The 16,296-nt window shown below is 40.6% G+C and carries 18 protein-coding genes; 11 read left to right on the forward strand and 7 right to left on the reverse strand.

The annotated features are described in order from the left end of the window. The first annotated feature begins 110 nt into the window (after positions 1-110). The 4 genes from Q9G97_RS10855 (at position 111) to Q9G97_RS10870 (ending at position 2,584) form a co-directional block, all read left to right on the forward strand. Positions 111-434 (forward strand): BolA family transcriptional regulator, encoded by a 324-nt coding sequence (locus tag Q9G97_RS10855; protein WP_201570057.1) that lies wholly within the window; start codon positions 111-113, stop codon positions 432-434. Between the two features lie 104 nt (positions 435-538). Then, positions 539-898, forward strand: a complete 360-nt coding sequence (locus tag Q9G97_RS10860; protein ID WP_305898832.1) for a SirB2 family protein — start codon at positions 539-541, stop codon at positions 896-898. Between the two features lie 188 nt (positions 899-1,086). Then, entirely contained in the window at positions 1,087-1,488 is a 402-nt protein-coding gene (locus tag Q9G97_RS10865; RefSeq protein WP_201570059.1) for a hypothetical protein, read from the forward strand. Between the two features lie 43 nt (positions 1,489-1,531). Further along, positions 1,532-2,584: a J domain-containing protein gene (locus Q9G97_RS10870; protein ID WP_305898833.1), complete on the forward strand. Its 1,053-nt coding sequence runs from the start codon at positions 1,532-1,534 to the stop codon at positions 2,582-2,584. Between the two features lie 87 nt (positions 2,585-2,671). On the opposite strand, the gene Q9G97_RS10875 is transcribed toward Q9G97_RS10870, so the two are convergent. The 4 genes from Q9G97_RS10875 to Q9G97_RS10890 all read right to left on the reverse strand — a co-directional run bounded on the left by Q9G97_RS10875 (position 2,672) and on the right by Q9G97_RS10890 (position 5,082). Then, positions 2,672-3,109, reverse strand: a complete 438-nt coding sequence (locus tag Q9G97_RS10875; protein ID WP_305898834.1) for a thioredoxin domain-containing protein — start codon at positions 3,107-3,109, stop codon at positions 2,672-2,674. 75 nt (positions 3,110-3,184) lie between these two features. After that, entirely contained in the window at positions 3,185-3,805 is a 621-nt protein-coding gene (locus Q9G97_RS10880; protein WP_305898835.1) for a class I SAM-dependent methyltransferase, read from the reverse strand. A 129-nt stretch (positions 3,806-3,934) separates the two neighbouring features. Continuing rightward, complete coding sequence (locus Q9G97_RS10885) at positions 3,935-4,117, reverse strand: DUF2892 domain-containing protein (RefSeq protein ID WP_201570064.1); 183 nt, start codon at positions 4,115-4,117, stop codon at positions 3,935-3,937. Positions 4,118-4,209: 92 nt separating this feature from the next. Continuing rightward, on the reverse strand, positions 4,210-5,082 hold the full coding sequence (locus Q9G97_RS10890; protein WP_305900329.1) for an MBL fold metallo-hydrolase: 873 nt from the start codon (positions 5,080-5,082) through the stop codon (positions 4,210-4,212). A 404-nt stretch (positions 5,083-5,486) separates the two neighbouring features. Between Q9G97_RS10890 and Q9G97_RS10895 the strand changes: the two genes are divergently transcribed. The 6 genes from Q9G97_RS10895 to Q9G97_RS10920 all read left to right on the forward strand — a co-directional run bounded on the left by Q9G97_RS10895 (position 5,487) and on the right by Q9G97_RS10920 (position 11,098). After that, positions 5,487-5,774: a helix-turn-helix transcriptional regulator gene (locus Q9G97_RS10895; protein WP_305900330.1), complete on the forward strand. Its 288-nt coding sequence runs from the start codon at positions 5,487-5,489 to the stop codon at positions 5,772-5,774. Positions 5,775-5,854: 80 nt separating this feature from the next. Then, positions 5,855-7,564, forward strand: a complete 1,710-nt coding sequence (locus Q9G97_RS10900; RefSeq protein WP_305898836.1) for a SulP family inorganic anion transporter — start codon at positions 5,855-5,857, stop codon at positions 7,562-7,564. Between the two features lie 125 nt (positions 7,565-7,689). Then, on the forward strand, positions 7,690-8,016 hold the full coding sequence (locus tag Q9G97_RS10905) for a beta-lactamase hydrolase domain-containing protein (protein ID WP_201570067.1): 327 nt from the start codon (positions 7,690-7,692) through the stop codon (positions 8,014-8,016). A gap of 53 nt (positions 8,017-8,069) precedes the next feature. Continuing rightward, the gene (locus Q9G97_RS10910) at positions 8,070-8,402 is read left to right on the forward strand and encodes a TIGR01244 family sulfur transferase (RefSeq protein WP_201570068.1); all 333 of its coding nucleotides are present in this window, start codon (positions 8,070-8,072) and stop codon (positions 8,400-8,402) included. Between the two features lie 272 nt (positions 8,403-8,674). Beyond that, a complete protein-coding gene (locus Q9G97_RS10915; RefSeq protein WP_305898837.1) occupies positions 8,675-9,535 on the forward strand; it encodes a bile acid:sodium symporter family protein in 861 nt (286 codons plus the stop codon). 198 nt (positions 9,536-9,733) lie between these two features. Further along, the gene (locus tag Q9G97_RS10920; protein ID WP_305898838.1) at positions 9,734-11,098 is read left to right on the forward strand and encodes a P-loop NTPase fold protein; all 1,365 of its coding nucleotides are present in this window, start codon (positions 9,734-9,736) and stop codon (positions 11,096-11,098) included. 157 nt (positions 11,099-11,255) lie between these two features. Here Q9G97_RS10920 and Q9G97_RS10925 read toward each other — a convergent pair whose 3' ends face one another. Then, entirely contained in the window at positions 11,256-12,704 is a 1,449-nt protein-coding gene (locus tag Q9G97_RS10925) for a sodium:alanine symporter family protein (RefSeq protein ID WP_305898839.1), read from the reverse strand. Positions 12,705-12,957: 253 nt separating this feature from the next. Then, positions 12,958-14,538: an alkyl hydroperoxide reductase subunit F gene (ahpF, locus tag Q9G97_RS10930; protein WP_305898840.1), complete on the reverse strand. Its 1,581-nt coding sequence runs from the start codon at positions 14,536-14,538 to the stop codon at positions 12,958-12,960. A gap of 456 nt (positions 14,539-14,994) precedes the next feature. Between ahpF and Q9G97_RS10935 the strand changes: the two genes are divergently transcribed. Beyond that, positions 14,995-15,243 (forward strand): YdcH family protein, encoded by a 249-nt coding sequence (locus Q9G97_RS10935; RefSeq protein WP_201570076.1) that lies wholly within the window; start codon positions 14,995-14,997, stop codon positions 15,241-15,243. 158 nt (positions 15,244-15,401) lie between these two features. On the opposite strand, the gene ahpC is transcribed toward Q9G97_RS10935, so the two are convergent. Continuing rightward, the gene (gene ahpC, locus Q9G97_RS10940; protein WP_201570077.1) at positions 15,402-15,968 is read right to left on the reverse strand and encodes an alkyl hydroperoxide reductase subunit C; all 567 of its coding nucleotides are present in this window, start codon (positions 15,966-15,968) and stop codon (positions 15,402-15,404) included. Between the last annotated feature and the right edge of the window lie 328 nt (positions 15,969-16,296).

Here is a 16,296-nt window from a genome sequence, read left to right on the forward strand (position 1 = left end):
ATGCTCTATTTTTCTGCTCGATGGTTTATTTTGTAGCGAAGGCTACGGCTATGGTATCTGTTATAATAATACGCTTATAATCATCTATATTTTACAGCTTGAGGACTACTATGATAACGCCTACTGCAACCGCCTTAAATCAAGCGCTACAAGCCCTGCACCCTGAGCACCTTGAGCTGATTAACGAATCTGTGGATCATGCCGGTTATTTTGAGGGAAAAGAGAGCCACTTTAAGCTCACTATCGTAAGCTCAGACTTTACTGGTAAGCGTCTTGTGGCGCGGCATCAATTGGTTTATGAAGCTGTAGCTGAGCTATTGACCTCTAAGGGTGGCAGTGTCCACGCACTAGCGATTCATGCATACACCCCTGATGAATGGCAAATGCAAGGCGTAAGCCCTGATAGCCCCCTATGTGCAGGTCAAAATAAATAGCTCTTTGAAACCCTTATATTTAGACTCTTATCTTCATCTACTTAGATGTGGTTTTACTTTATAAATACAGTCACGACCGTTAGCCATTATAGGAATTATTTTTCATGAAACATTTGCATATGCTATTGGTATTTTTATTGATTGGCGTGTTTGTTTATCAAAGCTACTTAGTGCTAAGCGCCAATAAACAAGCGGCGCGGCCGATCAAGATCGCCACTCATATTCTCTATGCGCTAGCTATTGTCACAGGCGCTTGGATGCTAATGCAATTGATGAGTGCTCAGGCACCTGTGCAATGGGTGTTTGCTAAGATTATTTTGTTAGTAGCTGCTATCAGTTCCAGTGTAAAGGCCTTTGATGGACAGGCCACGCCTAGCCAAAGCAAAGTTGGTATTCTTATCGCTGCCATCGCTTATGCTGGCATTGTGACTTTAGCTTATGTCAAACCTGAGAACTTATTTTAAGTTTTGGTTTTAAGTTATTATTTTAAATTATCAGTTAAAGTTTTTTTGATTTAGAGATTAATCTTTGATTACTATTCTACGTTTTTAGTATCATAAAGCGCTTATTTTTGCTATTTTAAAATAGGTAACAAACAATATATCTTAAATAAAGTCAACACCTTAGCACTATTTTACCCTATGGAGCCATTATGAAAAACCTTACTACAGCTTCGCTATTAGCAGCTGCTGGCATATTTGGCCTATCAGGCTGTGCCACTAGCGGTAATCTTACGCCACAGTACGTGCCACCGAGCACTTATCAAGGCTATAACTGTGAGTCGCTCGTTCAAGAGTACAATCGTGTAGAGCGTTACGTTGAGGGTACTAGCAAGCAGCGCTCAACCCTATCAACTTCGGGTGTCGGTGTCGGTATCTCCGCTGGTCGTTGGGGTATCTCCCCTAATATTAGCTTTGGCGTAGGTCAAAGTAACGATAATAAAGCGCGCGATGCCAAATTATCACGACTGTATGGTGAGCGTGACGCTATCGTGCAATCAGCTCGCATTCAGCGTTGTAGCTTTGCTAACGGTCTAAAGGTTTATGGTGAGTAAGAACAGCTCCCATCCAATTCATACTTACTAAATAAGATGATTTATGAATAGCATTAATACCTATTATGATGTTTTGATGGTGTCTAGAAATGCCTCTCAAGAAGTTATACGAGCTGCCTTTAAATCTTTATGTCAAAAATATCATCCTGATAGAAATGCTCATCCAAATGCTGAGCGTATGATTCAGCAATTTAATGAAGCATATAGTATTTTATCAAATCCTGTTGAACGGAATAAATATGATAAGCAACTATTAGATTATGAGCAAAAAATTAACCAGACATACAGAGAGAAAAGCTATAGTCAGAGTTCAAACGAATCTGCTACAAGTAATTCTGAACGGAAAAACAATACTGTTGTAATTAATATTCCAGATTCAATTTCATTTAGTGGTGTGAGAGCATACTTAAGTACTTTGTCTTCAAGAATAAAGCCTTTACTTGTAAGAGCTTTCAAAATTACATTTTATATAGTAATTGCAATAATTTTAGTTAATTTATTTTTAACATACATTGAAGACTCTAATTCATATAACGCAGCAGAAGACTTATCTGATGCGCAGCAAGAGGTACAAGATGCTCAGGACGAATTAAACGAGGCTGCATTATATTCAGACGAATATACAGATTACTCATCAGAAAATTTATATAACGACACTAGTGAAGTACAGAAAACATCGCTCCCAAGCTACACAACTCATGCTCCTAACGGTCAACTCTTCCCATCTTCAGCAGGATATGTAGCAGGTTATCCTCAATTTAATGACAGTGGAGCATCTATACTGACTATTGATAATAGTCGAAATACCGAGGCCATTTTTGGTAAACTTTATTATTTGGATAGTATAGAACCTCAAGCGGTACGTCACTTCTATATTCCAGGGGGTGGTGGACTTAATCTTCGTAATATTACTGCTGGCAATTATGATGTTCGCTACAAAGATCTTGAAAATAATTCCATATCAAAGTCTGAATCTGTTCCTATAGAAGAATATCAAGATTATGATGGTTTAAGGTTTAGTGAAATAACAATGACTTTGTACAAAGTATCCGACGGTAATATGCAAACTTACTCCATTCCTGAGAGTGAGTTTTAAAACGTTTTTATACCAATAATGAAAAAGCCAATACGCTATTAACGTATTGGCTTTCTTGTATTTAGATTACAGACAATCATACCTTCATCATGACGGTAAGCTCTGCACCCACTGCACGATTTGCCCACTGGATAATGCACCTGACTGTCGCGCTATCTCACGGCCGCCTCTGAACGCGATCATCGTCGGTAGACTGCGGATATTATAAGGCGCAGCGGCTTGCTCGTATTTATCGGTTTGCAGCTTGGCGAAGACCACTTGCGGTAATTGACTCGCTGCTGTTTTAAACTGTGGCGCCATTATTAGACAGGGCTGACACCAGCTCGCCCAAAAATCGACGACGGTTAACACCTCATTTTTTGCAATCACTTTATGAGCCGTTTGCGCGGTTAGCTCATAGGCACTTGCGGTCAATAATGGCTTGCTACATTTACCGCAGTTAGGAGCAGCGCTTAGACGCGCGCTAGGGACTCGGTTGGTCGCTTGGCAATGAGTGCACACGATATGCATAGCTTGGTCGCTCATAAAATGACTCCTGTTTTATTACAAAAATAATAGTAAAGTTATATCATCTAAAATTATATATATCAAACCCCAACGCTAAGTCGATGGACGCGCCTGCCCACTATAGATATAAGTAAGCGCGCGCGGCCCTGATAGATATGCCTCGCTCAACGCTACAACCTCAAAGCCACCTGCCGCCAGCAGTGCTGGAATATTACGATCTAAGTGACAACCACCGGTTAACGGCTTCCATAAAGGTGTCAATCGGTGTTGCCAGCGCTCAACGGTAAGATCAGGTGCTAAGCCGTGCTCACAGAATAACAATTGGCCTGTGGGTTTTAGCACTCGTGCCATCTCCTGTAGCGCCGCTATTGGATCAGCGATACTACATAGCGTAAAGGTCATAACAATCGTATCAAAGCGATCTGTCGCCGCGTGAATGCCTTGCACATCAACGGCTATTATCTCAACGGGAATAGCGATATCATCCGCCCGAGTACGCGCCAGCTTCTGCATTTGTGCTGCTGGATCGACTCCGACAATAGCAGAGACGGTATCTGGGTTATAAAACGGCAAATTAAGTCCGCTACCGATGCCGATCTCTAGCACTTCACCTGTGGCTTGCGGGATAATCTTGGCGCGCAACGCCATCACTGCACTCGTACCGCAGGCGATATCAATCATTTTGGGTAATACATAACGCTGATATGGATTCACAACTTTCTCCCTTTATTCTAGAGCTAGGCAACGGCTGAAGGATTGCCACCTTAATAAATTAAAAAGGCCGATAACATTATATATTACCGACCCTTTCTGATTTGCAACTATCTTTATTATCGTCTCAGCTTAGCGCTTGCAGGTATTCATACCTAATATCGTATAAAGGGGACAAAAACGGAATAGGCCGGTAAACAAAGGCACTAGTCCAATCACGCCCCACCAGCTGCTATAGTAGATACCAATAGCAATAATGATTATACCTGCGACGATCCTTAGTGTTCTTTCGGTGCTGCCTACATTAGCTTTCATAATTGATTCCTCAAATTAATTCAATAAGTGAGATATAAAATGTGTCTACTGCTATTAAAATTAAGGGCTATTCCCCTAATCTATGATGCTATTTACTGCCCTAAGACATTAATCGGTATTTTTAGATAACGAGTGCCATTTGATTCAGGCGCAGGTAAGTGTCCAGCATCGATGTTGACTTGTACTGAGGGAATGATCAGCCGTGGCATCTCAAGAGTGGCATCACGGCGCTCACGCATCTCAATAAACTCTGCTTCATTAATACCGTCTTTGACATGAATGTTAGTCAGCTTTTGCGCCGCAACAGTAGTCGTTGGACAGTGCTTACGCCCTTGACTTGGATAGTCATGACACAAATACATGACGGTGTCGTCACTGAGAGCAAGTAGCTTTTGAATAGAATGATATAAAGTTTTGGCATCGCCGCCTGGGAAATCACAACGCGCAGTACCTACATCTGGGGCAAAAAGCGTATCACCAACGAACACCGCTGTCTTGTCACTATCCGCTGCAATATAAGCCATATCAGCTGGCGTGTGTCCAGGTACGTGCATCGCAGTAATAGTTATGTCGCCCAGCGCTAGAGTATCGCCTTCATCCATCAGAATATCGAACTGACTGGCATCGGTGCGAAAGCTGCTATCAAAGTTGTATATTTGTTTGAATATCTTTTGTACTTCAGTAATATATTTGCCCATCACTAGCTCGCCACCTAGAGTCTCTTGTAGATACATGGCTGACGACAAATGATCGGCATGAGCATGGGTCTCAATGATATATACCAGCTGCCACCCTTGCTCGCGTACAAAATCAATAACAGAGTCGATATCTGCCGTGCCAGTGTGTCCTGACTTAGGATCAAAATCTAATACAGGATCGATCACTGCACATAATTGCTGGGTGACATCTGCTAATACATGAGTATAAGTCTCAGTATCTTGATGTAAAAAAGAGTGGACTTGCATGGCGGCCTCGCTATTATCTGAAAGTGTCATCGAATGCTGACATTATCTATGTTGATGTTGATCAAATTATTATTGGTCATTGATTTTAATTAGTTATACCAATATAACAACACTACTACACTTTATCAATTTATATAATGTAAATAACTATAATTTTTAAAAATTTGTTATATAATTGATGGCTATCTTATTGATGTTCACTATTTATAGCTTATATATAGCTCTTTCCCTTACAATAACAATCTCTATGATTCGTGACCTCTATAATCTATGAACTTTACAAGGAGTGTGCTTTGATGAATTCGACCTCAGTGGCTAACCATCCTGCCACCTCAACGCAATCAGATCATGTGCAATCAACCGCAGACGCTACTGATTTTGCTTCGATTGATCTTGCCAAACAAATGCAGGAGGCGTCAGCACAAGCCAGCCAGCTGCTAAAGTCCTTATCGCATCCTGATCGCTTACTACTATTATGTCAGCTCACTCAGGGTGAATACTGCGTAAGTGAGCTTGAAAGCCTCGTTGGTGTTGGGCAACCTAGCCTTTCACAGCAGCTGGGTATCTTGCGTAAAGATAATCTAGTGGCAACGCGGCGTGATGGTAAGCAAATCTATTACAGCATCGCAAGCGACGATGCTTTGGCGGTATTACAGCTACTCTATCAGCGCTTTTGTGCTCAAGCAAAGTGATGCAATAATGCTAAGATTATTGATCTTTCAAGCTCATGATCTTATAAACTAATATTTAATTGAAACGATACTATTTAAATATGCCCTCTATCACTACCCGTCTGATACCTGCTTGGTTGCGTCACTACCAGCTCACGACTTTACCGACTGATGTGGTCGCAGGCTTAGTGGTAGGTATACTGGTCATTCCGCAAAGTCTAGGGTACGCAGTACTAGCAGGATTACCACCTGTCTATGGTCTATATGCGGCAATCGTGCCTGTTATCGTCTATGCATGGATCGGCTCAAGTAATGTGCAAGCAGTGGGTCCCGTCGCTATCACAGCAATCATGACCGCTAGTGCTCTGCATGCCTATGCAGATCAAGGTGCTGAGCAATATGTGCTGATGGCGAGCTTGCTGGCGCTGATGGTCGGTGTATTATTGACCATTGCAGGACGGCTCAAGCTTGGCTGGATTATGCAATTTATAAGTCGCGGCGTCTCAGCAGGATTTATCAGTGGTGCGGCAGTACTAATCTTTGTCAGCCAGCTTAAATATCTTACCGCTATTCCTGTAGCGGGCAATAGCTTAGTTGGCTATGTGTCCAGCATGATCAAGTACGCGCAGCAGCTACATCCACTAACGCTACTCATTGGCGTCAGCGCTCTTATACTGTTAGTAGCCAATCGCTATGCCAGTCAGTGGATCTGGCGCTCATGGCTACCAGCCAGCCTTGCTAAGTGGGCTGAGCGCTTGTTTCCACTTCTGTTACTTATAGCAGCGCTACTAATGAGCTTGACTCTCCATTGGTCAACGTCTGGGGTTGCTACTATCGGCAAGATTCCGCAGGGGTTACCAAGCTTCACTCTGCCGCATACGCCTAATGTGCGTGAAGCGCTAAACCTCTTGCCTACTGCTTCTCTTATGGCGCTGATCGTATTTGTCTCAAGTAGCTCAGTGGCGAGCACCTATGCTCGCGTGCGCGATGAGCGCTTTGATGCCAATCGTGAGCTGACAGGACTCGGACTGGCAAATATCGCAGGCGGCCTGTTTCAGAGCTTTGCTATCGCTGGTGGCTTCTCGCGTACCGCAATCAATGCTGACTCAGGCGCTAGGACGCCCCTTGCCAGCTTAGTCACGGTACTGGTGATGATTGCCGCATTGATCGCTTTTGGCGCTGCGCTTGCGCCACTACCCTATGCGATATTGGGTGCGACGATTATGGCCTCTATTGTTGGACTGATCGATGTTGCTACCTTTAAATCAGCATGGCAACGCGATCGCTTGGATGCGGCGAGCTTTATCGCTGCCTTCGTTGGCGTATTAGTATTTGGACTCAATACTGGCTTGGTGATTGGTCTAATGGTGTCCTTTGCCAGCCTTATATTACAATCTAGTCAGCCGCATGTAGCGGTGGTCGGTCAGCTAGCAGGTACTGGGCACTTTCGTAATATTAACCGTCATGATGTGATTACTTTTCATAATTTAGTGATGCTGCGTATTGATGAGAGTCTGTTCTTTGGTAATAGCGAATCGGTACACCAGCATGTCTTGAGAGCGACCAAGCAATACGAGGATGCCCGTGAGATTATCTTAATTATGGCGGCGGTCAATCATATTGATCTCACTGCTCAAGAGATGCTCATGACGCTCAATAAGGAGCTTATCCTTGATAATAAGCATTTGCACTTTAGCTTTATTAAAGGCCCTGTTATGGATATCATCGGCAATACGCCTTTAATCACCGAGCTCTCAGGACAAGTTTATCTGAGTACTATTGATGCTGTGATTGCGCTAAAAGATCTTTAGATTATTTTAAACTTATAATGGTTGTTGCCGTCCCCCATACAATACCGTTATGATGGGTCACTGTAATACTAAACCTATTGTTAGCTTTTAATAACATCACTTAATTCAAGCAACCGACTTTACTTATGACTGAAAACATCACTATCTATAAACAAATCTATCCTGTGCAATGCGCCAAACTTGCAGAATTAGGCTATCGCTCGATCATTAATATTCGTCCTGATGATGAGCATATTACTCAGCCAAGCAGCCAAGATTTGGCGATGGCTACTGAACAAGCCAATTTGGCTTATCATCATCTACCTTTTGATGACGAGCGTTTGAGCATGGTTACTGTCGAGCAATTTGCCCAGTTTTATCATGCCTTTCCTAAGCCGATCTTGATGTTCTGTGGTACAGGTGCGCGTGCAAAATTACTGTATCAAAGTGCATTGATGCAAGGCCTGTTATAAAAAGCCAGCACACCCTATTTTATTCAATCAATAATACCCATTAAGGAAATTTTATGGCACATAATATCAATATCCAAGGGCAAATCACGCCTGAACAAGTTGCGACACTCGGCGAGCAAGGTTTTAAAACCATTATCAATAATCGTCCTGATGGTGAAGAGAGCAATCAGCCACTAAGTGCTGATATTGCTGCCGCTGCTGAGCAGGCAGGCATTGCGTATAAAGAAATCTCTTTTGCAGGTACTGGTCTGACTCAGCAGCATGTCGAGGACTTTGCTGACTTTTTTAATCAAGCTGAGCAGCCTGTTCTAATATTTTGTCGTACGGGCGCGCGCTCAACCGGTATTTATGAGGCAGCTAAAAAGATGGATTTGCTTGATGACTGAGTATAAATAATCTGCAGGACAGTCATTGTGCAGTCATTAAACGATTATTAAACAATCATTAGGCCTACATAAATTTGTAGGCCTTTTTTTATTACTCTTTATCGAGTGCACTGTTTTATATTATAAATAAGCTAAGGTCTGGTATGATTCAACATTAATTTATTAGAATATTGCTCTATTGGATAACTTATTAGTTGTTTTGCAGGCGGCATCAGGAAGATAAACCGTCAATCTCATTTATCATTATGATTGTTTTTTACAAGGAAAGTTCCATGAGTAACATCGCTCTCAGCTTATTACCTTTAGCTCTTGCCTATATTATGTTTACCTTGGGGACTGGACTCAAAGGTAGCGACTTTAAAGTGATTAGTGCCTATCCCAAGGCCTTTTTCATCGGTCTATTTAATCAAGTTATCCTAGTACCTGTAGTGGCTTTAGTCGTCGTACTGGTCATGTCACCACCACCGATTATTGCTTTCGGTATTATGCTAATCAGTTTTTGTCCAGGCGGTGTCACCAGTAATATGCTTACCTTTTATGCCAAGGGCAATGTCGCACTATCAGTTGCGCTTACGGGCACAGTCAGTCTGCTCTCAGTCATTACGCTACCTATCTTGATTACCTTTGCCTTTGATTACTTTTTGCAGGATCAAGCCCGCTCTATTAGTGCGGTAAAGATCGGTATAGTGATGTTTTTACTGACCACTCTACCAGTCACTTTAGGTATGCTAGCTCGTCATAAATTCACCGACTTTATGGTGCGTAGAAGTAATATTTTAAACGGGCTTGCCAGCGTCTTTTTTGTGTTGATTGTCTTCGCAGCGGTGGCTTCTAATTGGGAATTACTAAAATCACAAGTCAGCGTTATTGGGCTTGAGCTAGTATTTATTATCGCCACTTTATTTGCTTTGAGTATTATGATTGCAAAAGCGTTCAAGCTAAATTGGTCCGATACTAAAACTATCTCGATAGAAACTAGCATTCAAAATAGCACAACGGCGATTACGCTTGCACCTATTATTATGGGCACAACTGCGAGTCTGCCCGCTATCGCGTTACCTGCTGCGGTCTATGGAGTTCTGATGTATGTGGTTGCTATTCCTGTTATTGCTTTGATTCGGAATAAAAACTAGCTAAACCTTTTACAAACCTCTGCTAATTGCGCCCGTCCAAAATTTGGATGGGCTTTCTTTTGAATAATAATACATAGAAATAATGTATAGTTTAACTTAGACAATATAATATCTTCAATTGGTAATGTCTCAAAACTGTATATTAAAAAATTTTACTATTAATACTAAATTTAATAAACCAATAAAGGGATATAATTAATGCGAGTTAAACCACCAAAGTTTATTATTGATAAAGATAATCCATTTGCTAACGATTTGCTGAATCGCGAAGATTTTGCTGATAACCTCACTAATATTATAGTGGCTAATAAAGATGAGTTAGTCGTTGCTTTAGACGGTCAATGGGGAGAAGGTAAGACTACTTTTATAAATATGTGGCAGACGAAACTTGAATCAGAAGGTTTTCCATGTATCTATATTGATGCATTTAAAATTGATTACACTGATGACGCCTTTGTTCCTATTGCATTTGAAATTGATGATTTCATCAAAAACAAGCTAGGAGCGAAAGATGAAAGACGTGAAGAGTTTTTTGAAAAAACTGTTGAAGTTAGTAAACGATTATTAATTTGGACTGGAAAGGTAGGTCTTAAAGCTTTAACTTTAAATGCAGTAGGCGAAGCTGAAATTGAATCCTTATCTAGAGTAACAGACGATATTTCTGAAGATATTTCAGAACAATTTAATAGGTTTGCAGAAGAAAAGTTTCTCTCACATCACAATACTAAGGGCTTGTTTGAGAATTATAGAATTGTTTTATCTAAAATAGCAGCAGCTGTAAATCAATCTGAAAAACCGCTAATTATTATAATTGATGAGTTAGATCGTTGTAGACCAAAATTCGCAGTTCAAATTTTAGAAAAAATTAAACATTTCTTTTCAGTTGAAAACGTAGTCTTTGTGCTTTCCGTTAATCAAGAGCAATTGGAACATTCCATTAAAGCAGAATATGGTATAGGTATTGATTCAAATACTTACCTACAGAAGTTTATTGATATTAAGGCAACATTACCTCGTTTCAATATTACTGAGAACAGTGACTCAATGAGCGAATATCAAAGAAATTTGTTTAAATCATACGAGATAATAGAACAATTAAAATATGTTGATCATCATATGATTTTATTCGAGCTTATAGCGTGTCTTTTATCCGAAAATAAAATATCTTATAGACAATCTGAAAGAGTTATGTTGAATGTAAAAATATTGGTATCAAGTTTTCGGGTAAATAGCTTGCACTATATCAATTTATTACTAATAGCTTTTGTTGCTTACATAGTAACCGTTAGACCAAACATTATTGAGAACATTTATACAAACAAAGTATCATATAGTGAGTTGACTGAAATTAATGACATTAAAAATATTGAAGGCGGCTATTTACAAAGTAATATAGATGATTTAAAACTATATATAGGTTATTGTTTTAGAGATAAAAAAGAAGCAAATACAGATGAAAATTTTTGCACTTTTTATAACATGACACACATGGAACGTAAAATAAATAGTAATCCTTTATTAGGCTTAGTAGAAATTTTAAACTCATTTTCATATCTTAAATAAGTTTATTATCAATTTTCGATTCATTTTTTACGTTACTATAAAATCCTTTTTAAACTAAATAATATAAATTAATAGTAGCATTAAGCACAAAAAACCACCTCAACTATGATAATAGGCTGAAGTGGTTTTTATTTATAAAGCGTAGATCAAATGAAGACTACTGCTTCTGATCTAACGCCTCTTTTACCGCCTCTTTACCCCATGCGCTTAGATCAATATCTAACTTCTCATACTCTTGCGCATCGAATAAAGGCTCTTTAATTCCAGCTTTTAATTGTCTTGCAAAGTCATCAAGTAAACGCTTGGCGCGTGGGAATAGCATAATCAACGCCAGTAAGTTTGCTAGAGCTAGCACACCCATTAACGGATCAGCGAAGAAGAACACAGCGGTTGCCGTAGGTGCTACTGCCCCGAGGAACAATACTCCAATAACCACAATTCGTAAAATAAACGTCGCTTGTTTGATATTCTTTTTGACCAAAAAGTTAATGGAGTTTTCACCCATGTAGTAGTTATACATAATAGAGCTTAGGGCAAATAACAATAACGCTATGGTTAATACATACTGTGACCAATCTCCGAGCTGGTTACTAAGCGCTTGCTGAGCCAGTACAATACCATCGACTTCAGCGCCTGGTTGATACACCCCACTAAGCAAAATCATAAATGCGGTGGCACTACATACGACTATCGTGTCGATAAATACTGATAATGACTGCGATATACCTTGGCTAACAGGGTGAGTCGCATAAGCGGTAGCAGCAATGTTAGGTGCAGAACCCAACCCTGCCTCGTTAGAGAATAAGCCGCGCTTCATGCCCTGCTCAATCGCCACCCCAATACCACCGCCTACCACAGACTCAATACCAAAGGCGTTTTTGACAATCAGCACCATGAGTGAAGGCAATTCTGTAAAGTTCAGTCCTATCACAATAAGCGCCATACCGATATAGATCAGCGCCATCACAGGGATGACCACGTCAGCGACTTTTGCAATGCGCTGGATGCCACCAAAAACGATAAATCCACCCGCAATGACCAGCACCACACCTGATATCCAACGATCGATACCAAAGCTTTCAAGCGCAGAACCTGCCACCGTATTGCCTTGGAACGCTACAAACCCAATAGAAAAAGATAATAATAGAGAAACAGCATAAATGACGGCAAGCCAGCGATAGTCTTTACCTAAACCGTGCAAGATATAGGTCGCAGGACCACCGCGAAAGTTACCATCGGTATCTTTACGCTTATATAGCTGAGCCAAACTACACTCAACGATACTGGTCATCATGCCAATTAAGGCCACGACCCACATCCAGAACACCGCACCTGGACCACCCAGAGAGATTGCAACGGCGACACCAGCGATATTACCACCACCAACACGTCCGCCGATAGACACTAGCAAAGCCTGACGGGCAGAAATTCCCTCGTCGCCCACCTCATCCGTCTTAAATACTCTAAACATGCGTTTAAAATATCTAAACTGAGCAAACCTACCTACAATAGTAAATAATAGGCCAAAAATAATGAGCATCGGGACCAGTGCCCAGCCCCACGTTAAATCTCCAATCAGGGAGAAAAACTCCTGAATATACTCCATTGCTATCTTCCTTGCATTCTTTAGTCATATTTGACAAACCACTATTCAATAGCTGGTTATAGTGCGGTAATGATTTCATTGGATGTATTATCGCATTAAAGACACACATCTGTAACGCACAGGATAATATTTTTTTAATAAGTGCTGTTTTAATATGAGAATTGATAGTGTGAAACTCCACAAAAAAACCACCTCAGCTATTATTAGCTAAGGTGGTCATAGTTTAACTTAGAAACGTTTTATGATATTGAATTTACTGCATAACTAAGTACTCAAAAGCTGATAGCGCTGCCTTTGATCCTTCGCCCATAGCAATATTAATCTGCTTAAAAGGTACTGTCGTTACATCACCGCAAGCGAAAATACCTTTGCGATCAGTGCGGCAGCGCTCATCAATCTCAATCTCGCCAAAGCGATTCGTATCGACAAAGCCTTTGATAAAATCAGTATTCGGTATCAAGCCAATCTGTACAAATACTCCAGCTAAGTCGCGCTCATGAGTAGCGCCCGTTTTGCGATCTTCAAAGACGATAGAGCTTACCTTGCCATCAGTTGCTTTAATCTCTTTAGTCATAGCGCCTGTGATGAACTCAATATTCGACTTCTCTTTTGCTTTATTAATAAGCACTTGATCCGCTTTTAGCTCATCAGCGAATTCGAGTACCGTGACGTGCTTGACGATACCCGCCAAATCTAGCGCGGCCTCAACGCCTGAATTACCACCGCCGATGACGGAGATCTCTTTACCTTTGAAAAATGGCCCATCGCAATGCGCACAATACGCCACGCCTTTACCGATATTTTCTTCTTCCCCCGGTACATTCAGCTTACGCCATTGCGCCCCAGTCGCTAAGATAATACTACGCGTCTCAAAGCTCTCGCCCGTACTCAGATGAATGCTATAGTTTTCATCAACAGTCTCATCTATCTCTTTTACAGTAACGTGCTGCTTAAGGGTAATATTGTACTCTTGCAAATGCTTAACAAAATCTGCTGATAGATGCGTACCCGTCGTTAATGGTACTGAGATTAAGTTCTCAATATCTTGGGTGTCTTTGACCTGACCACCGATACGATCAGCGACCATAGTCACCTTTAGACCCTTACGAGCGGTGTAAATCGCAGCGGCAACGCCAGCTGGACCTGCCCCAATGATAGTGACGTCTTGCTGCTCTAATTGCTCCGCTTGCTCATCGCTACCCTCGCCCACCAAGTTAGGGAATTGCTCTTGTAACTTGGTAATCAGCTTAGCCGTATCGATTAGGCCATTAGCGAATGGCTTACCGTTTAAGAATACTGCAGGCACGCCTTGAATATTGTTCGCCTCCACCTGCTCCTGAAACAAAGCACCATCGATCATCTCGTTGCTAATGCCTTCATTGAGTAGCGAGAACTGGTTTAGTGCTTGCACCACTTCAGGACAGCTATGGCACGATAAAGACACATAAGTCTGAAACTGTAATGGCTCGTTAAAGCGCTTAACTAGCTTTTGAATACCTTCATCTAGCTTTAACGTATGACCACCTGTTTGTAAAATGGCTAAAATGAGCGAGGTAAATTCATGCCCGCCAGGAATACCACTAAATACGATGCCATTATCAACGAGCATATCGTCTTTATGGCTGCGTACTGCAAAGCTGATTGGGCTTGGCAAGCTATTGTCATTCGCTTTAGGGTCAAAATTTATCTTGTCTGTCGTGCTAGCAATGCTCGATAAAAAATCAATGAGCTCAGCGCGTTTGCTATGTTCACCACTACCTAATACAAAGGTAATAGGACGAGTCATCTTTTCGCTATAGCTCTTAACGGCATCTAGTAAGCTTTGGTCAATCATAATAATTCCTATTTATAAAAGTAAATAACTATTTAGATATTATAAAGTCAATAACAACTAGCGCAATTGGCACTTGGCGTATGACTTTTGATGATTCTATTATCGTGTCTTTGTGACCTTCGAGCAAGCTGAGAAACTCAAATACTAAGTTTAGTAAAACCAATCGTATATTGATATGCGTTTAGTATTATAAATAATAAATATAGACATGACAGTGGTATCGCCATCATAATTTCGCTACAATCGAGAATAGATTGCATTATTAAAAGGGTAAAAATCATAACAACTCTTAATAATAACGTATCTTTGGTGCATTACGGTTCAGTCAGTAACCTTTCTACATTTATGCATCTTCACCCAATGTTTTAGCAAGCTGTTCTAGAACAACTATTTGTAGCGATACACGAGAGCTTAAACATCGAAGGACTACAAACACTTAATAACAAGGATGATCACATGAGAAAAACAGATACTTGGCAAGATAATAAAGACATTATTAGTGAGCTCAAATTAAAAGACAGTCATTTTGCGGTTATTTTTGAAGAGCATACGCAGCTTGACCAGCAGATCAATCAGCTCGATAAAGACCGAGTGCAAAACGCCAGCCGTGACGATGAAATTGAGCAAATGAAGCGGCGCAAATTACAGCTTAAAGATGAGATTTATAAAATAATAGATAAAAACAAAGTGCAGTCTCATCCTTAGCATATTCAAATAAGATATTGCAAAACTTAATAGTTGTCTAAATCCGATAACTGTACATATCTACAACTGCTTAAATTCAACGACTAAAAAACCCCATAAGCCGAAGCTAATGGGGTTTTCTGTACTTAGATCTTACTATCTAACAACTATCAAATAGCTTAGATTTTACCGACTAGATCTAGACTTGGCTTTAGGGTTGCTTGACCTGCTTCCCATGCTGCTGGACATACTTCACCATCGTTATCACGGACATACTGTGCCGCTTTTACTTTGCGTAGCATGTCTTTTGCGCTACGACCGATACCGCCAGCATGAATCTCAGCGACTTGAATCAGTCCGTCTGGATCGACTAAGAAAGTGCCACGTTCAGCCAAACCAGCTTCTTCGATCATAACGTTAAAGCCACGAGTGATACGGCCTGTAGGATCGCCGATCATCGGATATTGCACTTTACCGATAGCGTCTGAAGAGTCATGCCACGCTTTATGGGTGAAATGAGTATCGGTTGATACTGAATAGACTTCTACGCCTAGACCTTTTAGCTCTTCGTAATGAGATGCCATGTCCTCTAACTCAGTTGGGCAAACGAAGGTAAAATCAGCTGGGTAAAATAGGAAAATAGCCCAGCTGCCTTTTACGTCTTCAGAGGTGATGGTTTTAAACTCACCGCTTACATACGCATCTGCTGAAAACTCTGGAATTTCTTGATTGATAATAGACGCCATGTGAGGCTCCTTTATAGTTAATGGTTAATAATTTGTTGTTGTTTAAGTCTTATTGCTCTTGACTACCTGATAAACTATACGCGAATTCTATAATTAATCTAATTAAAAGTTTTTATCCTGATGTTTTGTTTTATTAATCTTGGTAAACTAGTTTACTGAGTATTGTTCATTGTCTAAACATACGTAAACCAGCTATGTCTACGGCCCAATTCATTATAGAATGGCACTATTAAATACTTACCAGAAAAGTAATATTCAAACGCAGCTGTTTTATGTTTATTTGTGATATTTTTTAGCGATTTAAATATCTATTATTCTAATAAAAGCC

Origin of the sequence: Psychrobacter sp. M13 (assembly GCF_030718935.1) — a bacterium.
In the GTDB taxonomy this organism is placed as follows: domain Bacteria; phylum Pseudomonadota; class Gammaproteobacteria; order Pseudomonadales; family Moraxellaceae; genus Psychrobacter; species Psychrobacter immobilis_G.